Origin of the sequence: Paenibacillus sp. Soil750, from assembly GCF_001428045.1 — a bacterium.
In the GTDB taxonomy this organism is placed as follows: Bacteria; Bacillota; Bacilli; order Paenibacillales; family NBRC-103111; genus Paenibacillus_E; species Paenibacillus_E allorhizoplanae.
This window is the reverse complement of the sequence record NZ_LMSD01000009.1, coordinates 173,755-195,459: the sequence shown is the minus strand read 5'-3', so window position 1 is coordinate 195,459 and position 21,705 is coordinate 173,755. Positions and strand designations below refer to the sequence as shown.

Genomic DNA, 21,705 nt, shown 5'->3' with positions numbered 1-21,705 from the left:
GACAATGGCCAAGCTAATCAGCTTGGCCACAGTTCTAGTCCAATCCGATTATTGCGCTAGAATCGCATTGACATCCGTTTCCAACTTTTTAAAGATATCTGGAACTGTCCCTGCTTGCGTATAGATAGCATCAAAGTGCAGCTTCATTTTGTCATCGATTTTTTGGAAGTTAACGAAACCTTGACGTACACGAGCAGCTGCCATTTGATCCAGTACCGCTGTTTTCATGCTCTCAGGAGATGGACCTTGCTTCAAGAAACCGTTGGAATTAAGAACAGATTTACGGCTTGGCACGAAGAATTGGGACGTGATCGCCATGTTTTCTTTGTTGCTTAAGTACTTAACAAGCTCAATTGCTTCAGCTGTGTTGGCGTTGCCTTTGGGAACCATGTAAGCGGCATAACCAAGCGTTGTTCCTTGACCGCCTGCTGCTTTCGGCATAGGAGCGATATCCCATTCGAAATCTTTGATTGCTTTGGCTTTGCCCATATAGCTAAGCAAATCTTGTTGCATACCGATTTTGCCTGATTCAAACGCTGTTTGGTCTCCTGGCTTCGGATGAACCTTCGTTTTGAACATAGCATCACTGAAGAATTGAAGTGCTTGCTGACCTTGTGGTGTGTTCAAGGCTACTTTCTTACCATCTTTGGTGAAGAAATCAGAACCATATGCCCAAACCAATGTTTGTAGCGACTCGATCCAGCTCCGTCCCCATCCGCCTGGACGAATCAAGTTCATTCCGTAGATCCCTTTATCCGGTTGAGAAATTGCGATAGCCGCTTTATTCATTTCATCATAAGTCCAGTTGCCTTCTTTATAGAGTTCTGTAGGCGTTTTCAAGTTTTTCTCTTTGAATAAATTTTTATTGTAATACATCATATTAGGAGGAGTTGAGAAAGCCACACCGTAAAGTTTATCTGCCTTTGTCACTAAGTCTAATGTAGATGGAATGAGATCGCTTGCATCGTATGCCGTATCAGTTTTGATGGCTGAAATGTCTTCCATTTGCCCTGCTTCAAGAAATTGTGGAATGCCTCTTTCGAGCATCCAGATCACATCTGGTGCTGTTTTGGAAGCAAGCATTACGGACATCTTCTGTAAGTAATCTGCGGATGGAATAATCATGATTTCGACACTGACGTTTGGCTTTGCCTTCCTATAATTCGCGATCATGTCCTCATACATTTTTTTGTGCTCGTCAGTTCCCCAAATGCTGAATGAAAGCTTAACGTCCTTCGCTGGTGCTTTCGTAGCATCTGCTGCTTTGGAGCTGGCTGGTGATGTTGTTGTAGAAGCTGTTTCTTTCGTTGAGCTGCAGCCTGCAATGAAACTACTAACTAACAAAACAGATGTCGTTAAGAGTAGTGCTTTCTTCATCGTATTTAGTCCCCTTTTTTCTTCAAGTGGTGTGAAGCGCTTACATACTCTATTATAAACCGTGCTCATTTATAGAATAACGCCAAAAAATCTATAAAAGGTTCAAAATAGCAAGGTCTTTTGTCTCTAGAACAAACCAACTACTGATCTCGGAACTCGGACGGTGTACATCCCGTATGCTGCTTAAACAGGGAAGCAAAATATTTATGATTGGCTATACCACACATCATCGCGACCTCAGAGACCTTCAGTGTCGTTTCTTTCAACAATTTTCTCGCCTTCTCCATGCGGCGCTCTGTCACGAAGTCAGACAAATTCTGTCCCGTTTCCCGTTTGAACATATTAGACAAATATTTCGGGTTGAGATAGACGCGCTCCGCAAGAAACTGTAATGAAATATCCTGATTTAGATATTCATTGACGAGCTCTCTTACTCTCCGAATTAATAAACGATCCGATTCATCAGGCACGTCGGTCTCTGTAGCTTTGGAGTTAGGCTGCTTGGTCAAATTAAGCTGCACACTAATTTTCTGAAGCACTTGTGCTAACTCCACACGTTCAATGGGTTTCAATAAGTAATCACTTACCCCATAACGCAAGGCATCTCTCGCGTAAGTAAACTCATCATACCCACTGATGACAACGAAAAGGAGATTGGGATGCGACTCCTTCGCTCTTTTGATCAAATCGATCCCGTTCATTTCACTCATGCGAATATCCGTTATGATCAGATCAACCTGATCATGTGTTTTCAGCCAATCCAACGCCTCACGGCCGTTACTTGCTTCCGTAATTCGCAGTTTCGAGGTAATGACATCTTCAATGATTTTCTTAAGTCCTTGCCTGATTTTCAACTCATCTTCGACTAATAAAATATGCATGTAAACTATTCCTCCCACTGAAATGGTATACGAATGCAGAAGGATGTACCTTCAGGACCCGTGTGTGCAATAGACAACCCGTACGACTCGCCATATAAAATCACAAGACGCTGATGAATGTTACGCAGGGCAAAACCTTTTGATTTCTTATCTGAAAGGAAGCCTGATTGTTGACGTTCTGGTTCAATTAAGCGTTGCTCAACGAGTTTCCGGCGCTCTGGATTAATGCCTTTACCGTTATCTGTGACATATACATAGAGATCCTGCCCCTCGGCTTTGGAGGTAATCTGTATCGTAATCGGCTCCTTGCCAAGACCGTGTTCGATCGCATTCTCCACTAAAGGCTGAAGAATAAGCTTCGGTAACATCGCATACTCGTGTGAGAAATCCACAAGGATTTCTGTGCTCAGTTGATCTTCTAGTCGGAAGCTTTGGATATTCAAATAGTTTTGGACAAACGCCAACTCATCCTTCAAATATACGAATCTTTCCTGTTTATCCACTGTATACCTCAGCAGCTTTCCTAAACTCGTGATAACTTGAGATAATTCGTTATTCCGTTCTTTCACCGCGACCATATTGATGGATTCCAATGTATTATAAAGAAAATGAGGATTGATCTGACTTTGCAGCGCACTCAATTCCGAATCCTTCTCCCGTAACCTGAGCTCATACATCTCTTTAATCATGATATCTAGCTGAGAAACCATGCTGTTAAAACCTTCCGTCAAGGAACCAATCTCATCATTTGAATAAACAATAGCTCGTTCTTGAAAATCGCCACCTTGAACACGCCGCATTTTGCGTTGTAAATGATGGACTGGCTTAACCAATCTGTCCGATGTAAACAGTGCGGCAGCAAAAGCAAATACGAGCGAAACGACTGAAATCCATAAGGTGAAGCTCGTCAGCTTGCGCGCATCCGTCAGGAGATCCTCCTTAGGAATCGTACCGATAATCTGCAGGCCACCGTACCCCGTGGTACGCAAGGATGTGATGATATCCGAAGAACTTGTCCCTACAATTTCATCGTAGGAAGGAAGAGGAGCTTCTTTGGTAAAAGGGTAGATCGGTTGCAAACTTTCATTGAAGACGTACAATTTACTGTTTTTTGAAACTTTCACAGAGGATAAAATTTTCTCAAAACCTTTACTCGTCAAATCGACCTTCACATAACCGAGCTCGCGATTCGTAAGTGGATCCTTAATCAATCGCGAAAAAGACAATGCTTCCTTCGGTTTATTCAAATAATAATTCCACGCCACAGGAGGAAGAATAACCAATCCACCGTCCTTCTGCTTGACTTGCTCCATCCAAGCCGAGGTATTAGGCTCCCAGTTTCCCTTGATCGTTTCCATCAGATTGCTGAACAACGTCCCGTCCAAAGCAAAAATGAATACACCTTCTAACTCCGTCCGATCAATTATGATGGAAGCAATGAGCTGACTCATTTTGATCTGCTCTTCAATACTTTTGTAGTTGCCGCTAACTGTAGCGATTTTATGTTTTTCTAAAATTTGCAATAAATTCGCATCATAGTACATCGCAATTGTAATTCGCTCGATATCCTTCACATAACGTTCTAGGTTAATCGACAACTGCTCCACAATTTGATCGGAGTATGTTTTAGCCTCTCGCTCGACATTGGCCGAATACTTCTGATAGGTTAAATAACCACTAAATAAGAATGGTAGCGTTATCATAAAACAAAATAAGACCAGAAATTTCGTCCGTAAGGACACGAACGGCGATTTATTTATCCTCACAAGCTTCCCCCGCTTCAAATGAGTGCTAGTATTGTAGGAAAGTATAAATTGTCCCTGTTAAATTTACAAGTGAGTTCTGACATTTTATAATAGAGACATGTGTTCTTATCGTTGGTATCTAAAGGAGTTTACTAATGTCTTCTACACCCGTTTTAAATGATGCCCAATGGTCGAAATTGCTCGAATATATTGCCGAAACGTATAACGAAGTTACGCTAAGTCGAGGCTTTCATTTTTATAAACAGCAAATGGTAACATCTATGAATATTGCTACAGAGCTTAGGAAGGTTAACGCCGTCGTGGAAGAGTTTGGCGAGAAATGTCAGGTTGCGATTGACCTGAATCAATTGAAAGCCAGCTCTTGTACCTGCCCTGTTAAGACTTCCTGCAAACATGTGGCGGCAACCTTAATGGAAATGGCAGATCGCCAAGGCTATCCAGCCTCGCAAATCATGAATGCCAAGATGGCGTTGAAGCGCGTAGCTGCGCAATCTTCCAACGTGTCCAATTTGGAGCAACTTCCTGGGATGACTGTGGATGGTTGGCACAAGTTCATGGAGCACTACACCTTTCATCTCAAACCCTCTTATGATCAATGGAACTACGTTGAATTACTGCGTGGGCAATTCGCGAATCTCAAGCGAACACCAATTCCGTTCTCTGAAACGGACCTGTTTTACTTCGAATTCCATCAGCGATTGTTTATTTTACGCAAAATCGTGGAACAGAACGCCCAAGCTGGTGTTACCTTTTTCACGGCTGCAACCGTCTATCATTTGAGTGATGAGCTGGATGAGTGGTTAAAAGAAACAGCCAAGACGTTGAATGATGGGCAGCATGAAGGGAGATTAACTCAGACTTCCGCTTATCTTCGCGCGCAAATGGCGATCGAATCGCCAAAGAAGCTGCATCACTTCAGGGTGTTTACGACGTTCTGGGCTTACCATGTCCCAATTGTAGCAAGCCTTATCGCTTCAGAGATAACGGCTTTCGAAGAGATGGAAGCGGCAGATCTCTCCTTTTCCCTATGTGCAGGACGAGCGTATCTGTATCTTCGTCAAGGGAACTCACGTCAGGCCTGGGATACATTAGTATCACACGCAACATTCAAGGAAGCGCCTACTCTTCTGTTCGTACCTTTCCTTGACTACATGAAGCACGCTCATGATTGGCAAGAAATGGTTCAATGGTTGCGAAGATTGAGTTCTTTCTATCAAGGAAAACGACATCTCGAAGTTGACGTCTACGTCTCCTATTGGAAGCTGGTCGTCGCTGAACTGCCTGAAGCCGAAGCTGACATGTGGCAATCGTTAGGAGAGCTTTTGCCAACCACGTACCGTATCATTGAAAACCTCTATTATGAGAAGCGCCAATGGAAGCCGTGGATTGAAATGCAAATTGCGCAGGGCTACGACCCTTTTACACATCGCGTAAATGTATTGCAGCCCATTGAGAAGGAGTCGCCTGAGCTACTACTACCTTATTATCATCAAGCGGTGGAGCACTATATCCGACTCAAAAATCGTCATGACTACAAATCGGCAGTACGGCTCCTGAAACGATTAGAAAAGGTATATAAAAAAATGAAGCAACCCGAACGATGGGAAGCGTTCTTCACCCGATTCGTCAGTCGGTTCAGCAGGCTGCGCGCTTTGCAAGAAGAATTGAAGAAAGGGAAGCTGCTAGAATGAGCACCAAACTGCACGAAATGTCGTTATGCATGTCCCTAACTGATAGCGGAGATGCCTTGCTCTGGGGCTTCAAAGATGGCCGGGATGTCTCTGGCGACCACTTCCGTAAGCTCTTATTCACATGGCATGAGCCTTCGCTCTATGGCACTTTATTAGAAACGCAGCAAGCTGGCGAGCTTGTCGTGACGATTCTCCCTGCTGAGCAGGTACTTGCTTTCTTTGCCGAACCGAATTTCATGGATATTGTAAGCTGGGAAATGGGTACAGAATCTTCAAAGACGATGCTGCGTCTTGCTCCACTTCTCTATGAAGCCGCTCAGAAAGGGCACTATATACCGAGCTATGAGGATTTCCGCAATGGTCAGTTAGTATGGACTTGGGATCGGAATGCGGATAAGCTGGCGGACGTAGATTCACGAATGCTCGAGACCATTGATGACCTTGGCGAGACTGGATTACGTGCTGCCTTTTCGGCTGCAGTGGTAGAGGCTCATTATGCGGATGCTACCGCAATGTCTGATTTACGTCGCGATTATCCGGCTTTATTTGCAACGAATCGGAAGACGAACACAGCGGACGATTCTCCCGCAGCTTTTACGGAAAATGAATGGCTCTCTACCATGGGGTGGCGACCAGACTTAGCACCATTCCGCCCTGCTCTGCAGCTGCTTGAGCCTGATGAGCTTGAAGAAGACTGGCGATTGCGACTCGTCTTGCAAGACAAGCACGACAGCACCCTGCTCACACCGATTCGACTGCATGTGGATGGTACAGCTTCAGGCCAATGGGCGTCGGAATGGACGCCACATGTGGTGGAGCGTGCCCCCGGCTGGGTAACACGCTTATTGGAAGCACTGCCACGTATGGCCGATGACGGGGAACTTCTCGCTCATCCGATGAGCGATGACTCAGCATGGACGTTCCTGACTAAGGATAGCCGCATTTTGCTGGAGGACGGCTGGAACGTTATGCTGCCGGCATGGTGGGAAGCCGCAGCGAAGCGGAAGCCTCGCCTGAGTGCCAAAGTCGCTGCAGAAGCAGGCAGCGGTGCCGGAGGTGGTGGCAAAAGCGAGTCCTTATTCGGCATGAACTCGCTCGTCAATTTCGATTGGCGAATCGCCATCGGGGACTCCGAATTAAGCGAAGCGGAATTCAACAGCCTGCTTACCCGCAACGAACGGCTAGTTCGTTTCCGAGGGCAATGGATCTATCTGGATCCAGCTTTCTTAGAACAAATCCACCGACTCATGGACAGTATCGACCCGGCTGAGGGATTGTCGCTGCAAGATATTTTCCAGCTGCACCTCTTGAGTGAGTTAGAGCGAGATAAGGTGAAATCCTCCTCATGGGACGGGGATCATCTGGATGAGGTTGATCCTGAAGAAGAAGCTCGCTTACAACTTGAGGTTGAACTGAACGGACATCTGCTTAAGTTGGTTCGGCAGCTAGGACAGCCTTCTGATCTTGAGCTCATTCCCGTGCCCCAAGGGCTTCGCGCCGAGTTGCGCGGATATCAGCACCAAGGGTTTACTTGGTTAACCTATCTGCGAAAGTTCGGCCTCGGTGCCTGCTTGGCAGATGATATGGGACTTGGTAAAACTGTCCAATTTATCACGTATCTCCTGCATCACAAGCCGGTTTCTGAGCAGCCAGCGCTGCTCATTTGTCCTACTTCTGTACTAGGTAACTGGCAGAAAGAGCTTGCGCGCTTCGCACCTGAACTGAATGTTATGCTGCACTACGGCAAAGGTCGTTTAGGCGGAGCCGCACTGGATGATGCATTGCAAGGAGTCGATATTGTCCTGACTTCCTACACGACAGCACTAATGGATCAAGAAACACTTCAGCCATACATGTGGAGCTCCCTCTGCTTGGATGAAGCTCAAAATATTAAAAATGCCCAAAACAAGCAGTCTGCCGCCATCCGCTCATTAAACGCTGTTCATCGTATAGCTCTCACGGGTACGCCGATTGAGAATCGTTTATCAGAGCTGTGGTCCATCTATGATTTCCTGAATCCAGGTTATCTCGGGAACCAGCGCGGTTTCCAAGTTCGCTTCGCGAATCCGATCGAGAAACATCAGGATACCGAACGGACTGCGCAGCTTCAACAGTTGGTGAAACCTTTCATGCTGCGCCGCAAAAAGAAAGATCCAGCCATCCAGCTCGATTTGCCGGATAAGCTGGAAATGAAGGTCTACATTAACTTGACGGCCGAGCAAGGCGCGATGTATGAGCAGACCGTCAAGGATTTGATGGAGCGCATGAAGAAGCTCGAGGGCATGGAGCGCAAAGGTGCGATCCTTGGCGCTTTGACACAGCTGAAGCAGCTGTGTGATCATCCTATGCTGCTTACGAAGGAAGCGGAGCTGGCTGAGGAAATGGCTGCCAGCGAGGAAAGCCGCGCTGAGTTGGTGTTGCGCTCGGCGAAGCTAGAGCGGCTTGTAGCGATGGTCGATGAGCTCCGCGATGAGGGCGATTCGTGCTTGATCTTCACGCAGTATGTGGGCATGGGCCGCATGCTGGCAAGTGTGCTCTCCGCGCAGCGCGGAGAGCCGGTGTTCTACCTCAACGGGAGCACGCCTAAGCAGGAGCGCGACCGCATGATTGAGCGGTTCCAAGCCGCTGACGGCGAGGGACCGAGTATTTTCGTGCTGTCGCTGAAAGCCGGCGGCGTCGGGTTGAACTTGACCGCTGCGAACCATGTGTTCCACTTCGACCGCTGGTGGAATCCCGCGGTCGAGAACCAAGCGACCGACCGCGCGTATCGCATGGGCCAAACACGGAACGTGCAGGTCCACAAGTTCATTTCGCTCGGCACACTGGAAGAGCGGATCGACGAGATGCTCGAGAGCAAAATGAGCCTCAGCGACAATGTCATCTCCTCCTCTGAAGGCTGGATTACCGAGCTTTCGAATGATGAGCTGCAGGATTTGTTTACGCTGCGCAAATCTTGGTAATTGGAAGCTGCCGCAAAGCAGTGAAGCACGTCTTAAGGCCGAAATAGGCCTTAACGGCACTTGCTCTAGCACGCGAACGGACAATAGCGCCCCAAAAGGGCGCTATTTCCTTTAGTTCGCTGCCTTTGCGGCGGCAGCCCCCTCTCGCGACTTAGTTCCACCTGCGTCTAAAACACTACAACTCATCCGAATGTTATAATCGACAGTATATATTCCATCAAATTTCGACATTAGCTTTTACTAAAGGAGACCCTACCTTATGTTTCATTTGAAACTTGTTATACCTGCCACTGCTCTGCTCCTAACGGCAGCGCTTCTCTCGGGCGGTGCGTCAGCATCCGCTGCTTACTCCCCATCCGTTAACGCGTCAACGAAACTCGTGTATGCTTCCGGCAAAAACTTCACAGTTAAAACCGTCACGGTTGACCTCACCGATCCAACGCTTGAACTCGTCCCTGCCTTATCCGATGGTGGTATCGGACACGACGACGCCATGCAATCTATTGTGGAGCGAGAGAACGGTGTTGCAGCGATTAACGGGACATTTTTCAACGCCTACGAGTCTGACCCTTATATTCGCTACCCCAACGGGACGCTGCTGAAGTCTGGTGAGCCGATGCATTCTGGGGAAAATCAGACGCTTTTTCTAAACAAAGATAAGGTGCCTGACATACAGTTCGTCAATCTCGACATTGCCATTCGCACTAGCGAGGGCGGCGGTACCTACACCATTAATCCATGGGGTATTAACAAATATTACGGAGACACGAGCACCGACCAGATCGTCTGGTACACGTCGGATTTTGGCCGATGGATCGGCTTCCCCAATGGCACCAAAGTGGTGATCAGCGATGGACTGGTCACACGGATTACGCAGGATTCCGTTTCGGTTCCTGAAGGTGGTTATGTTTTATTCGTCGGCAACAGCGTCAACAATAAGCAGAATGTACTGACCAAGCTGGACGTAGGTGACAGAATCACGAAGGATATTCTTGCAAAAGGTGAAGGCGGGAGCAATCTCGACGCTAAAACCTGGCTGTCCGCGATCGGTGTAGGTCCGAAGCTCGTAACGAACGGCTCCTCGGATATCAACGTGAGTAGAGATGGCTTTACGGATCCGAAAGTCACACAATCCTCCGCGGCTAGAAGTTTTGTTGGGATCGACGGCTCTAATCGTCTAGTCATGGGCACCGTACCAAGTGCTACCTTATCAGAGCTTGCTGCGATTTCAATTGCACTTGGATTAAAAGAAGCGATGAATATGGATGGCGGTTCCAGCTCCGGCCTTTATGCAAATGGTACTATGATGACTTATCCTGGACGGAAACTTAGTAATGTACTTGTCGTCCGCAAGCTGGATAAACCTAAAGTACAAATTGATATTAACGGACAATATATCTCGGAGTTCACCGGTTTCATCGATAAAGAAACAACTGTTGTACCTATTCGTCCTTTTATCACAGCCATGAATGCCAAATTTACCTGGGATGCGTCAACACGAACAGCCACAATTACGAATGCTGGTGTTACGTTGAAGCTGCAGGATGGAAGTTCTGTCGCTACCGTGAACGGCAAATCCGTTTCTGTCCCTGTTCCCTTGCAAATCATGGGCGACAGCCGGATGTATGTCCCGCTTCGCCTCGTTGCCGAGTCGCTCAAAAGCACAGTCGACTGGAATAGCAAGCTATATCGCGCATCGGTGCGTTTGCCTTAATTCCATACTATAGTTACAAAAAAGCTGGTAGTTCAAACATGAGAAAATGTTTGAACTACCAGCTTTTTATTAGGAGATGATCTGGCTCTAATCAGCATTAGAACTCTTCACAAATCGGAGATGATGGCTTCGATCTTTTTCTGTTGTTCGTTGATTTTCGGAACATATTCCGAAAAAGACGGTAACATTTTATCTTCAGCTAGCCTATTCAGTTGTAACTCAAGCGCAGCCTTGTACCGGTCCGAGTCCTGTAAGAAACCTGCCTCTCTTGCAGCTATCGTCAATTCACTCCAATCTGCAAATGAAGATACGCCGAGAGTGCTTTGATTTTGTCCGAAATGAATGCGGAAATAACTGAGGGGCTCAGGTAAATAGACGGCGTTGCCCCGAACAAGAAGCGAGAGCCATGTCGCCAAATCATTGAGGGTCGTAAACTGTCTGCCGGAAAGAATGCCGAACGGTTCTTTTAAATCTTTTTTTCGAAAAAGGACTGTAGTCGGCTCTCCGATCACATTATGTCCGTCACTCAAAATGTCATTGCCAAAATCAATTCCGTTCAACACCGTCGTCTCATTGTACAATCTTCGTGTTGCATATACAGCAGATCTTTCGTTCCCGGATCCATCGATCAATTGGCGGTAAGAAGTAACTAGCGCAACATCCGGTTTCTCTAGATAGCATGCCATCATTCGTTCAATTTTCTCAGGGTGAAACAAATCATCATCCATTAAATAATTCACATATTCACCAGAGGATAGTTCATAACACTTGTTCCAATTTTTCACAAATAGCACCGTGTCGTTTTTAACATACTTGATATGCGGGTATTGTGCCAGATAAGGCTGCATCATAACCCATACGCCCATGTCCGTGCTATCATCACAAATGATAATTTCAATATTCGGATAGGTTTGATGAATGGCACTTTCTAGCGCTAACCTCAAATAATGAGGCCTGTTATATGCAGGGATCAGAATACTGACAAGCGGCTTACTTTCCATATCATTCCTCCATCACTGATTAAATCTGTATTTATGATCCATTTGTTTCGATAACATGCTCATAAATGTAAATGATTCTCCTTTAATTGGATGAATCCAATAATAATGAGGAGCTATTTTTGCCGCCTTCATTTCATCGAAAGTAATAGGTTTTACAGTACGCACGTATTGCAGGCTTTCATCATAATTCCAAGGATACTCCCGGCACTTTCCTCCATATTTCATAGCGAGTGTGGCATAGAGCATTTCTTCCATTGCAAAGGTATCCGTTGCCGCCAACAATTGCTCGAGTTGATGAATATCGGTTTCATCCAGTATTTTCCTAACTATGGAACGGCGATAAACTTGTGCGGGATTAAAAAAGCGTACAAAGTAGTCTGTCTGGAAGAACGGTTGCCAGCGATGCCATTCGTTCCACAGCGTAACCCCCGGATAAAATTGCGGATTATCATGTACGGAATGTTGTATTTGCATATGAGCTCCCATACAGTCAAAGCCTTCCATTACCTCTTCGATGAACGACTCAAAACCGTGCTTGATAAAAAGCACGTCAGAGTCCAGGTTAATGAAGTAGTCGTATTCAATGTTCGTTTCTTCCAGCCAATTCATAACATCATATAGAAATCTACCTAATTTTCCGTATTGTAAGGGCCTGCTGTACGGACAAATTGGAATGCCTTGGCAACTGCCGAAGTCCTTATTTGTCCCTCCGTTGTATAAGACAATCCTGGCATTTGGAATGTAATGTCGAATATTTTTTATTTGCTCCGTTAGTACTCTTTCGTCCTCATGTGCCAATATTGTAAAACAAATCATATAGGATCACATCTTTCAAGATAGATTGAACCAGCTAGATGGTTTGGTAAGATCGCAATCATAATGGTATAAAACAGCTGGAATTCTTATTTGTTTCACAATATCCTCCGATACTCTTCCGCCCCATTCATCATCTTCGCCGCCACTTATATCCTTAAATTTATGACTAGATGCAATTCTTTTGGCATAACACATAAGGTGATTAGGCCTTCTATAGTAGAAAAATTGATCTTGGCCGTTTGAATACTCATTGCCATACTTGCACAGCTTGATAAACTGTCCGTTGAAATACACGGCTACGTCAAAAACGATGCAATCCGCGTCTGGCGTCGATTCGATTTGCGTCAACAAAGTGCTCACATAATCGGGTACCAGACGATCGTCATCATCTACAAAAACGATATATTCGCCCTTTGCTTGTTCGAGCAGCAAATTTCGTTTTGCACCTATGGTGCTTTTTTTATTGTCCATTAATACGAGGATTTCTACAGGTCTACCTTGCGTTTGTTGAGATAACTCTTGGATCATTCGCGATAAAAAATCCATACGTTCGGGTACGGATGGAATCAGGACGGATAAGGTAATATTCATTTCACTTGTCACACCCTTTTTCAATCTTATTAGCGGATTGTCGCTACCATTTGTTTTAAGTAAAATTACGGTGAATGTAGCTGCCGTGTTTATACGTTATTCTTAAATATTGATGGTTCCTCATCCATGAGTCCACCCGTTTCTCGAACAATTCACCACCGTATGCTGGGTACCTTTGCGATGCCGGATGTTTTTCATTGTAGATGCGCGCTCTGAAATCCTCGGTACGAATCAGATAGCATTGATCAGAAAATCCATACCCCAGATAAAAACCATCATTCTCTTCTACAGATTCCTGCTTTGCATACTCGTAGCTAAAGTTCCAGGTCGGATTTGCAACCTTGATTCTGGGGTCATCTTCCATATTCTGAAGCGCTGGCCCCACCCATTCGAGCGGCCCCGCTAGGATCGAGTCACTGGAGAAATGGAGCAAATAATCTGTTCGGCACAAGTAAATAGCGACGAGCTCGGAAATGGAATAATAATAGCCTCCATTAAAGCTGTCCTTATCGATTGAAAAGAAGTCCAGCGCCTCACTTGCATAACGATCAACGAGGGTATAGGAAGTGAGCACGCCGCTTTGAACCAGCTTGTCGGCATAAAAGCTAACCTCTTCTGGATCGTTCACGTTATTGATGTATAAAACTGCTTCCTTGAACTGAAACCGATTGTAGCGAAGATTTGTTTCCAGTCTCGGTGTTTGAAGAAGGTGACGCCAGTCCTTTTCATAGCATTTCGTCTCAAAGGTCACGTTCCACTGTTTCATATAACGCCTCCTTTCTCAGACACCCTATCCCTTTGAAGGACTTCACGTTCTTGGAGCCTAAATCGAATACGAAAACCTTGCTCATAAGATATGCCCTGGCAGGTCCGCCTGCAACGGCTAGAACCCCATAGTTCATCCAATAACTCCCAAGAAGGGGCTTGTCTATACTTACCTGTGCTCCTCGACATAAAAAAGACAGCCTGTAGAGGAATCTACATACAGGCTGTCTTTTGGTATCTAACATATATGGCCTACCCAATCAATCTAGCTTAGTGCAAACCTTCTAAGGCAACGTCTGCTCGTGCTTCTTGATGCGCTTCTGTCTTACCGCGGCGTAGGAAGAGTCCAAGAACAACTCCGCACATCGCGATAATCATCATACATGTGAAAGTATACCCGAATGCATCAGGAGCTACGGATAACATCGACTTTTGCATATCTGCAGGTGAACTCATAGGAAGCTTCTGCTCGGTAATCAACGTTGTCACACGTGAAGTCAGAATGGTCACGACGATCGCAACCCCGAAGGAGCTAATTACTTGCTGCATCGCACTTGTCAACGAAGTAACGCGGCTGACGAGGTCTTGCGGAGCTTTTTTGATCAAATGGGAGTTGATTGGCATCATCATGAGCCCCATACCGGCCCCAGCCATCGCTAGCGGTAGAATGAGATCTGTTCTTTGTGTGGTCAGATCCAAATGAGAATATTGGAAAATCGCCCCTGACACCAGGGTAAGACCGATGACAACTAACCAACGAATACCGATTCTATCAAATAAATAACCGCCAATTGGCATCATAAGTCCAGACGCGATCGCCTGTGGGAACAGGGTCAAACCTGTATCAAATGCACCGTAACCACGGGCTTGCTGCAGGAATTGCGGGAGAAGGAAAATCGCGCCAAACATACAGAATTGGATCACCCATTGAATGAATATACTAAAGGAAAAATCGAATGATTTGAAAACGCGAAGCTCAAGCAATGGAATTTTCGTTCTGAGCTCAACGATGACGAAAGCAATCAATGCAACGGCACCAACGATGATACCGCCAAGCGCTTTATCTGACGTCCACCCTGAAGCACCTTGTGAAATACCATAAGATAACGAAGCGAATGCAATCGGACCCAGAATCATCCCTGGCAGGTCGAATCCGGCAACTTTTTTACGCGCCACAACAGGTAATTTCCATAATCCGAAAATTAAGCTGAAAATACCGACAGGCAAATTAATGAGGAAAATCCAGTGCCACGAATGGTATTCAACTAACCAACCTGATAAGATTGGCCCAATAGCTGGTGCTAATAAAATAGGTACGCCAAGCATACCCATAACTTGCCCAATCTTGTTAGGCGGACTAAGTCTGTATACATACGCCATAGCGACTGGCATCACAAAGCCTCCGCCTAAGCCTTGCAGAATGCGGAAAAAGATCAACATTTCAGCTGTATTTGGCGTCGCACATAAAAGAGATGCAATCGTAAATAAAAATACGGATGTAAGGAAAACATTTTTCGCTCCAAAACGGTCAGATAACCACCCCGCTAATGGAATTACTGCAGCGGATGCCAGCATATAGCCTGTTACCGCCCATTGAATTGTAGGTAGATCAGTTTTGAAGTCAACCACTAACTTCGACAATGCAACGTTCATTGCTGTCGTGTCGAGGATAACCATGAATATGCCTGTGATAATAGCGATTAACGGCACCAGAATGCTCGTAATCTTAAATTCCGGCTCATTTCCACCGGATACAGCCGTTTGACTCATCCTAACTCCTCCTTAGACAATCTCTCTCTTCACGTGTTACAATATAGGGGACAATTGTCCGCTACCTCATATTACGGACAATTGTCCGCAAAGTCAAATAAATTTTTTATGGACGATCTTTCTACCAGGAGGAACGAAAATATGAAACATCCAGATGAACATCAAGGAATCTGTGAACTTATACAAGAAGCCATTCCAGCAAGCAATCGCCGTGGAGAACGCGATACGGAGTATCGTCGTCGCATCCTTTCTGCTGCTCGCATGCTTTTAGAAACGAATGATATAGAATCCGTCACGATGCATCAAATTGCGAAGGAATCCGGAGTTGGCCAAGGAACCTTATACCGCCGCTATACGCATATTGGTGATGTGTGCAGCGATTTGATCAAATCTACGACTAATCGGTTTATTGATATGATGGAGGAGAAGTACCGCATTGCTGGACCTGTAGAATCAGGACTAGCGCAGCTATCCGCTTGTATCCATGATGTCATTGATTTCGTTGACGAGAATGTCAGCCTGTTGTCTGTCATCTCTTCCATGCATGCAGACAAGCGCAACTACAGCATTCACAAAAAGCCTTTTTTTGTCAGACTCCACAATATCCTAGCTCCACTCATCCAATATGCCATTCAAACTGGCGAGATCGAGGACATTGACATCACATTGACGATCAATACGTTGCTCATTTCCCTTTTTCCAGAACAGTACACGTACCATAGAGACGTACTTGGCTATACGAAACAGCAGTTTACTGAAGGCATATGTCGACTCTTTGTAAAAGGAATATAAATCGATGAAATCAGATATGAATGCGAGCCAGCGTACCTTTTGGAAGAAATACATGGCGAAAGCCAGAATCGATGTCGAGTATGCGGCTTATACGAAAGTACCGCGAAGCTGGAACGATGAGATCCCCTCGTGTCCTGTCAATCGGCTGTATTTTATTATGGAAGGCGAAGGTTTTGTTAAAATAGGCAATCAAACCTACAATCCGCGCCCTGGCGAGCTCTACCTTCTTCCTGCGGGCAGTGACCAAGCCTATGGCACAATTAGTGAGGATACCTTCGGCAAGTATTGGTGCCATTTTACCGCGAAAATCGGTGATTTGGATCTCTTTCAGATTTTGCACACGAGCCCGTCAATTGTGGTCAAGGACTCTTTAGCGCTTGGGCAAACGTTCGAGAAGTTGATTGCACATCGTCGAAGTGATGCTTTATCTGCAGAATTCCGGGTAACAGGCATCCTCCATGAACTCATCGCGGATTTCATAGATGGCAATGCTTCCGTGAAGCTGAATTTAGCTACAACCCCAACCCACGAGAAAATGAATGTTGTGCTGCGCTATATGGAACAGCATATGGCGGATCAGGTTTCGATTGAAACGCTTGCCCAGCTCGCTCATTATCATCCGAATTATTTCATCAATGCGTTCAAACAATTCACGGGGTACTCCCCGATCCAATATATGAACCATCTGCGCTCGGAAAAAGCCAAAGATTTGCTCCTGACGACGGAGCTGAATGTCTCTCAAATTGCCGATTCGTTCGGCATGGAATTATCGTATTTCTCCCGAATGTTCAAGGAACAAACGGGATTTAAACCAACGGCGTTCCGCGATTTGCGGCCGCGGTGAGTTGTGGATGTGATTGTAGAGTATAAGCAAGAATAAGAATAAGCGCAAGCCAACACCCGCTCACACCTACTCCTGTTCCTGTTCCTGTTCCTGTTCCTGTTCCTGTTCCTGTTCCTGTTCCTGTTCCAAACCACCGCCCCGACAAATTTAACTGTATATTAGGTAGTTAATTTCTTGTAAAACAAGTTAAGAAGCGAAATAGATGGACAACCTCCATCTATTTTCGAGAGATTTCCCCTTTTCAGATGAAAATGCCTGGATTAGCTGTACTTTTTCCATTTATTTCATTTAAAATGATAATTTCGAGTAAATCAGATGTATGTTTTCCATCTATTGGTGGTGGGAGGCGCACCGCTCCTCCCCATAAAAGAAAGCAGCCCCCATCACATCGATGGGGGCTGCTTCTCGTTAATACCTTACGGATAAAAAGCATTTTTCGCCGTCGTAGTTGGACACCAACGCGCGTTAAGCAGGAACTTAATGAGTGTATCTTTCGCACGCTCCGTGCCAACATAGCGCAAGGATTCCGCCGCATGCGCACGCACGTAGCGGTTCTCATCGTCCAGAGCGCTTTCCAATTGTGGAATCGCTGCTTCTGCGCTTGCCCCTAGTCGGGACAGCGCCAAGCTAGACATGAACCGCACCTGTGCGCTTTCATCCCGCAGCGCATCCCCTAAGCACGCCACTACTTGATCGTGGCCAGCTTCCATAAGACCAAGTGCATCAACAACAGCGCAGCGGATCGTCTCCGACGGATGCTGCATCAAGTTAACAAGTGCAGGTACCGCCTCACTTGCAAGTCCTCTTAATTCACCAAGCGCGAACACAGCATTCGCGATGATTTCCTCGGCATTGGCTTCTGCAGCTTCATTCTCCACTGCCGCCAATGCTGCAACCAACCCGCTAACAGCATCGCTTCCCGCTACGGATAAGCCATATGCAGCAAGTCGCGATACATTTTTATCCTCGCTATGAATGGCTTGAAGCAAAGCGTCTACACCACTTTCACCACTTGCCGCAAGCTCGTAAGCCGCATTTATCGCATCGGGCTCAAAACGGCTCAACCCCGCGCTCAATTCCGCGATCCGTTGCGAATCAGAACTAACCGTGTTCGCGATGCTGCCAACTTGTCCCGACAGCCAATTCCACGTCTCTTCCCACATCAGATCGTGCTGCGCAATAGGCAGTTGTAATGCCTCCGGTTTACGCCATTCGCTCTCTTGGTTGTTCCAGCTTGGCGATAGTGGCAGCTCAGTACGCATAAATTCAAACTTCAACATATAACGGGGCTGACCCAACACATTCGGAGTGGAGCGGTGCCAAATATCATAATGAATCAGCGCAAAAGTTCCCGCTTCCCCACTCGCCAGAACCTCACCCTCTGGTTCATTCCCTTCAAAAGTTCGAGATTCATAGTTTTGCGTACCTGGAAGTACGCCTGTCGGCCCTAATTCCACAGGTGTATCCTGTGGGAAATACATAATCATAGCCCATTGCGGGTGATGATTACGCATCCTTTTATAACCCCAATAGCTATCTTTATGCCAACCACCAGCTACGCTTGAAGCATTGAAATGCCCATGGCGATGCGCATGCATCATATAATTAGGTCCTAACACACTCGTCAACGCACCTGTTACAACCGGATGATCGAAAACTTTGCGCAACTCTCGAATTCGAGGTAATAGATTGTTCCCAGGATTGCCTTCTTCGGTGTAAACCGTGTTCAATTGCTCTACTAAACTTTCATGGAATTCACGTGGAAAATCAGTTTTGAGAATCAGGCAGCCATTCGTAATAAACGATCTCATTTGCTCATCAGTCAATAATAAAGGTGTGTTGCTCTGCATTGTCTCTGCCTCCTTGGCATGTAGGAATGAGTGAACCATGCTTTTATTATATGAATGATGATTCGGACATTAAATAAACAATCTTAATCCGTGCTAGCACAAAATTAAGGTATTATTATCCGCCTTACACTTCGCTGCAATAATCTTAAACTTGGTTAGTTTATAATAACGCTGGCATCACATAGCTATAAACGGCAATAAAGTGGCAGGTACTACCCGCCAGAACGAACAGGTGCCAGATCATATGATGATAGCGCAATTTGTGCCATAGGAAAAAAGGTACACCGCCAAGGTAGCTCACCAATCCGAGCCCCAGCCATGTAAATGCCATATGTGGAAGCCGCACATAAAGTGGCATAATGAAGAGCATCATGAAGGCTCCCATGCCCAGATACATGAGCAGTCCCCAGGGCATAAAACGTTGAATAATAACATGCACATACCTTACGCCGCCGAAGGCTAGCGCCCAAATGACGATGAGCAGCTCAATCGCAACTTGGCTATGCCAGGTAATGAGCAGGAAAGGCGTATAGGAACCCGCCATGGCGATAAAAATTGCTGCGTGATCCAACTTTTCAAAGCGCTTCCCCCACTTGGGTGAGCGTACAGCATGCAGAAGCGTCGAGGACACATAGAGTAGGCAAAAGGAAACTCCGAACACAGCGTTGCTCGCGGTGTACAGCCAATCTTCAAAAAGCACAGACCGCTGTAAGAGCAGAATAAGCCCATAGACGCTTAAACACACGCCAATCCCATGGCTAACCGTGTTTAAACGTTCTACTTTGCGTGCAAGTTGTTCCTCCATGGCTAAGACACTCCTTTCGTGTGTTTGTCCTAGTTTTTCCCATGGAGGTGGCGCGTATGTATGGAATGTGGGGCGGCCAACCGTCTCCCACAAAAATAAAACGCCGCCAACTCCAACATTCAGGAGCTAGCGGCGTGTGCTTCACGCTTTATATATTTGCTTCTTCACAACCAAACTCTAGAACACTTCGCAAAACAGACTTAATTCCCCTCCTGAATAACCCTGTTTTATAACGTATATTTCAAAGCGGAGATCCTTCTTTTTCCTTCTTCTTTTTTAGCAGCAAAGCAGCTAACTCTTTATGATGTTTGAACATAATGAGAAGCGTATTCCCCACCCAGATCCACAGCAGCATCGCCGCCGCATCCCTCACATACAGATAAACGCCTAACAGAAGCATCCCGATCACAACTTGCTGACCATCTGCCTCTGACGATATCGGCTTCCATTTGTGAATCACCTTCATCCCACCAAGCATGACTGCCAAAATAACTGCCAACGCAAGTGACACTTCAAATTGTGTCAATCCACTCCAGACGCCGAAGGTGACAGCAATGGCTTTACCTCCTTTTCCACGCAAAAATGGCGAAAACGCATGCCCAAATATCGGTGCTAATGCGATTGGAATCAATCCATACCCTGACATCCCTCCAACTTCCACCGCCAGTAGAATAATGAGATACCCCTTGATAAAATCGAGTAAAACCCCGGCAACCCCTAGCCGATATCCCGCCGCTTTCCACAAATTAAGGGCACCTGGGTTGCCGTCCCCGACGGTTTTTAGGTTTTTTCGAGCTAACCGACCTAACCAGTAACTAAACATGAGCGCACCGGATACAAAAGCACAAATCGTCCAAACGATGATCATTGCTCTCGCCTGCTTCCTACTTTGACGTGCCGACCTTTCCAGGCCACATGCCCTAGAAATACGACCTGATACATCGAGTACAGCATGACCATAATGAAAAACAACGTCGACACGATGTGTAGCACAGGCGTAACAATGCCGAAAATACCAACGTATTTTACAAAATAAAAGAGCTGTGCCATATACAAGAGATAGCCAATTAAAAGCGGAATGCCCCATGATGTCGTTAGGAAAAATGGAAATGCTGTTGAGAGGATCAGCCCAATCGCCCAAATCGCGGTAAGCGTAAGGGTACCTGCTTTGAGTTTAGACGTGCCTAGGACAGCGCCTTTGCCGAAGCCTTGGATCTGGCTTTTTAACCCCTGTGGATACATTCGAAAAGAAACCTGTCCATAGCCGATAAAATTGTTCACTGGAATGCCTGCTCTTGCATACGTAGCACCGAGATTCAGGTCGTCCAGCATTTCCGATTTGATGCCTTCGTGGCCTTTGATCGATTCGTAATCTTCCCTAGTCGTTAAAATACAAGACCCATAGAGGCCTTTCTGCTTATTATTTTTCTCAAAAGGAGACGTAAACGCAAATACACCGAGCACATTGAAGATGAGCGCTAGTCTCTCTCTTAAATTCTCCGTGTAATGGTAGGGTACGATCGACAGTACTCCACCTAATTTATTCCGTGTTTTTACCAAACATTCTAATGCTCGAGGTGCAAATCGAATATCAGCATCCAGGAAAGCAATCAGATCGCCGGTGGCGTGGGAATAGCCGTTCCATACGGCCCAGTTTTTGCCCGTCCACCCGTCAGGCAGCTTAGGATTGGAAATCACAGTAACGCCGTAATATTCAGCGATTTCCTTCGTGTGATCCTCCGAAAAATCATCCACCACAATGACTTCATAGGGTTCCAAGGTTTGGATTCGCAGGGCATGAAGAAGATGAGGGAGATTGTCCGCTTCATTCCTAGCCGGAATAATAATAGACAACTTAACTGCATTCAGAGCTTGATCGGTGCTGCGCGGTAGTACTTGTCTTCTGAAGATCAAGAAACCAGACAGACACCCTAGGATACATATGACTAGTAACGCCATCCTTGGAACTCCTCCTTCATATCCCACTGTTAACGGATCCTAAGCGAGACATTATTTTGATCCGGGAATACAGGCTATATAGATGTATATGAAAGATCAATCGCTTCTCATGCGAACAATTCA

At 46.0% G+C, this 21,705-nt stretch carries 17 protein-coding genes; 5 read left to right on the top strand and 12 right to left on the bottom strand.

Going from position 1 to position 21,705, the window contains the following annotated elements; all coding sequences use genetic code 11:
• Nucleotides 1-48: 48 nt before the first annotated feature.
• The 3 genes from ASL11_RS10360 to ASL11_RS10350 all read right to left on the bottom strand — a co-directional run bounded on the left by ASL11_RS10360 (nucleotide 49) and on the right by ASL11_RS10350 (nucleotide 4,024).
• Complete coding sequence (locus tag ASL11_RS10360) at nucleotides 49-1,377, bottom strand: ABC transporter substrate-binding protein (RefSeq protein WP_056613191.1); 1,329 nt, start codon at nucleotides 1,375-1,377, stop codon at nucleotides 49-51.
• A 140-nt stretch (nucleotides 1,378-1,517) separates the two neighbouring features.
• A complete protein-coding gene (locus tag ASL11_RS10355) occupies nucleotides 1,518-2,258 on the bottom strand; it encodes a response regulator transcription factor (RefSeq protein WP_056613190.1) in 741 nt (246 codons plus the stop codon).
• A 5-nt stretch (nucleotides 2,259-2,263) separates the two neighbouring features.
• Complete coding sequence (locus ASL11_RS10350) at nucleotides 2,264-4,024, bottom strand: sensor histidine kinase (protein WP_056613188.1); 1,761 nt, start codon at nucleotides 4,022-4,024, stop codon at nucleotides 2,264-2,266.
• A gap of 134 nt (nucleotides 4,025-4,158) precedes the next feature.
• Here ASL11_RS10350 and ASL11_RS10345 point away from each other — a divergent pair, with 134 nt between their 5' ends.
• From ASL11_RS10345 to ASL11_RS10335, 3 genes are all read left to right on the top strand, one after another.
• Nucleotides 4,159-5,715, top strand: coding sequence for a hypothetical protein (locus ASL11_RS10345; RefSeq protein WP_056613186.1), 1,557 nt, complete (start codon nucleotides 4,159-4,161; stop codon nucleotides 5,713-5,715).
• Nucleotides 5,712-8,675, top strand: a complete 2,964-nt coding sequence (locus ASL11_RS10340) for a DEAD/DEAH box helicase (RefSeq protein ID WP_056613185.1) — start codon at nucleotides 5,712-5,714, stop codon at nucleotides 8,673-8,675. Before ASL11_RS10345 ends, ASL11_RS10340 begins: the two co-directional genes overlap by 4 nt.
• Nucleotides 8,676-8,934: 259 nt before the next feature.
• Nucleotides 8,935-10,389: a stalk domain-containing protein gene (locus ASL11_RS10335; RefSeq protein WP_056613182.1), complete on the top strand. Its 1,455-nt coding sequence runs from the start codon at nucleotides 8,935-8,937 to the stop codon at nucleotides 10,387-10,389.
• A gap of 107 nt (nucleotides 10,390-10,496) precedes the next feature.
• On the opposite strand, the gene ASL11_RS10330 is transcribed toward ASL11_RS10335, so the two are convergent.
• The 5 genes from ASL11_RS10330 to ASL11_RS10310 all read right to left on the bottom strand — a co-directional run bounded on the left by ASL11_RS10330 (nucleotide 10,497) and on the right by ASL11_RS10310 (nucleotide 15,332).
• Nucleotides 10,497-11,390: a glycosyltransferase family 2 protein gene (locus ASL11_RS10330; protein WP_056613180.1), complete on the bottom strand. Its 894-nt coding sequence runs from the start codon at nucleotides 11,388-11,390 to the stop codon at nucleotides 10,497-10,499.
• 12 nt (nucleotides 11,391-11,402) lie between these two features.
• Nucleotides 11,403-12,206: a hypothetical protein gene (locus ASL11_RS10325; RefSeq protein ID WP_056613178.1), complete on the bottom strand. Its 804-nt coding sequence runs from the start codon at nucleotides 12,204-12,206 to the stop codon at nucleotides 11,403-11,405.
• Nucleotides 12,207-12,221: 15 nt separating this feature from the next.
• The gene (locus ASL11_RS10320; RefSeq protein ID WP_082595366.1) at nucleotides 12,222-12,797 is read right to left on the bottom strand and encodes a glycosyltransferase family A protein; all 576 of its coding nucleotides are present in this window, start codon (nucleotides 12,795-12,797) and stop codon (nucleotides 12,222-12,224) included.
• A 55-nt stretch (nucleotides 12,798-12,852) separates the two neighbouring features.
• Complete coding sequence (locus ASL11_RS10315) at nucleotides 12,853-13,563, bottom strand: hypothetical protein (protein WP_056613176.1); 711 nt, start codon at nucleotides 13,561-13,563, stop codon at nucleotides 12,853-12,855.
• Between the two features lie 269 nt (nucleotides 13,564-13,832).
• Nucleotides 13,833-15,332 carry a DHA2 family efflux MFS transporter permease subunit gene (locus ASL11_RS10310; protein ID WP_056613174.1) on the bottom strand — a complete coding sequence of 500 codons (1,500 nt, stop codon included), beginning with the start codon at nucleotides 15,330-15,332 and terminating at the stop codon, nucleotides 13,833-13,835.
• A gap of 141 nt (nucleotides 15,333-15,473) precedes the next feature.
• Here ASL11_RS10310 and ASL11_RS10305 point away from each other — a divergent pair, with 141 nt between their 5' ends.
• Both ASL11_RS10305 and ASL11_RS10300 read left to right on the top strand, forming a co-directional pair.
• Entirely contained in the window at nucleotides 15,474-16,124 is a 651-nt protein-coding gene (locus ASL11_RS10305) for a TetR/AcrR family transcriptional regulator (protein ID WP_056613172.1), read from the top strand.
• A gap of 4 nt (nucleotides 16,125-16,128) precedes the next feature.
• Entirely contained in the window at nucleotides 16,129-16,968 is an 840-nt protein-coding gene (locus tag ASL11_RS10300) for an AraC family transcriptional regulator (RefSeq protein ID WP_056613170.1), read from the top strand.
• A 416-nt stretch (nucleotides 16,969-17,384) separates the two neighbouring features.
• On the opposite strand, the gene ASL11_RS10295 is transcribed toward ASL11_RS10300, so the two are convergent.
• The 4 genes from ASL11_RS10295 to ASL11_RS10280 form a co-directional block, all read right to left on the bottom strand.
• Complete coding sequence (locus tag ASL11_RS10295) at nucleotides 17,385-18,818, bottom strand: HEAT repeat domain-containing protein (RefSeq protein ID WP_056613168.1); 1,434 nt, start codon at nucleotides 18,816-18,818, stop codon at nucleotides 17,385-17,387.
• A gap of 160 nt (nucleotides 18,819-18,978) precedes the next feature.
• Nucleotides 18,979-19,623, bottom strand: a complete 645-nt coding sequence (gene trhA / locus ASL11_RS10290; protein ID WP_056613166.1) for a PAQR family membrane homeostasis protein TrhA — start codon at nucleotides 19,621-19,623, stop codon at nucleotides 18,979-18,981.
• 241 nt (nucleotides 19,624-19,864) lie between these two features.
• The gene (locus ASL11_RS10285; RefSeq protein ID WP_056613164.1) at nucleotides 19,865-20,491 is read right to left on the bottom strand and encodes a glycerol-3-phosphate acyltransferase; all 627 of its coding nucleotides are present in this window, start codon (nucleotides 20,489-20,491) and stop codon (nucleotides 19,865-19,867) included.
• On the bottom strand, nucleotides 20,488-21,582 hold the full coding sequence (locus tag ASL11_RS10280) for a glycosyltransferase family 2 protein (protein ID WP_056613161.1): 1,095 nt from the start codon (nucleotides 21,580-21,582) through the stop codon (nucleotides 20,488-20,490). Before ASL11_RS10280 ends, ASL11_RS10285 begins: the two co-directional genes overlap by 4 nt.
• Between the last annotated feature and the right edge of the window lie 123 nt (nucleotides 21,583-21,705).

Bases quoted from the DNA above. Each gene is read 5' to 3' on its own strand.
- ASL11_RS10360 (WP_056613191.1), bottom strand. From the start codon at position 1,377: ATGAAGAAAGCACTACTCTTAACGACATCTGTTTTGTTAGTTAGTAGT.
- ASL11_RS10355 (WP_056613190.1), bottom strand. From the start codon at position 2,258: ATGCATATTTTATTAGTCGAAGATGAGTTGAAAATCAGGCAAGGACTT.
- ASL11_RS10345 (WP_056613186.1), top strand. From the start codon at position 4,159: ATGTCTTCTACACCCGTTTTAAATGATGCCCAATGGTCGAAATTGCTC.
- ASL11_RS10340 (WP_056613185.1), top strand. From the start codon at position 5,712: ATGAGCACCAAACTGCACGAAATGTCGTTATGCATGTCCCTAACTGAT.
- ASL11_RS10335 (WP_056613182.1), top strand. From the start codon at position 8,935: ATGTTTCATTTGAAACTTGTTATACCTGCCACTGCTCTGCTCCTAACG.
- ASL11_RS10330 (WP_056613180.1), bottom strand. From the start codon at position 11,390: ATGGAAAGTAAGCCGCTTGTCAGTATTCTGATCCCTGCATATAACAGG.
- ASL11_RS10325 (WP_056613178.1), bottom strand. From the start codon at position 12,206: ATGATTTGTTTTACAATATTGGCACATGAGGACGAAAGAGTACTAACG.
- ASL11_RS10320 (WP_082595366.1), bottom strand. From the start codon at position 12,797: ATGAATATTACCTTATCCGTCCTGATTCCATCCGTACCCGAACGTATG.
- ASL11_RS10315 (WP_056613176.1), bottom strand. From the start codon at position 13,563: ATGAAACAGTGGAACGTGACCTTTGAGACGAAATGCTATGAAAAGGAC.
- ASL11_RS10310 (WP_056613174.1), bottom strand. From the start codon at position 15,332: ATGAGTCAAACGGCTGTATCCGGTGGAAATGAGCCGGAATTTAAGATT.
- ASL11_RS10305 (WP_056613172.1), top strand. From the start codon at position 15,474: ATGAAACATCCAGATGAACATCAAGGAATCTGTGAACTTATACAAGAA.
- ASL11_RS10300 (WP_056613170.1), top strand. From the start codon at position 16,129: ATGAAATCAGATATGAATGCGAGCCAGCGTACCTTTTGGAAGAAATAC.
- ASL11_RS10295 (WP_056613168.1), bottom strand. From the start codon at position 18,818: ATGCAGAGCAACACACCTTTATTATTGACTGATGAGCAAATGAGATCG.
- trhA (WP_056613166.1), bottom strand. From the start codon at position 19,623: ATGGAGGAACAACTTGCACGCAAAGTAGAACGTTTAAACACGGTTAGC.
- ASL11_RS10285 (WP_056613164.1), bottom strand. From the start codon at position 20,491: ATGATCATCGTTTGGACGATTTGTGCTTTTGTATCCGGTGCGCTCATG.
- ASL11_RS10280 (WP_056613161.1), bottom strand. From the start codon at position 21,582: ATGGCGTTACTAGTCATATGTATCCTAGGGTGTCTGTCTGGTTTCTTG.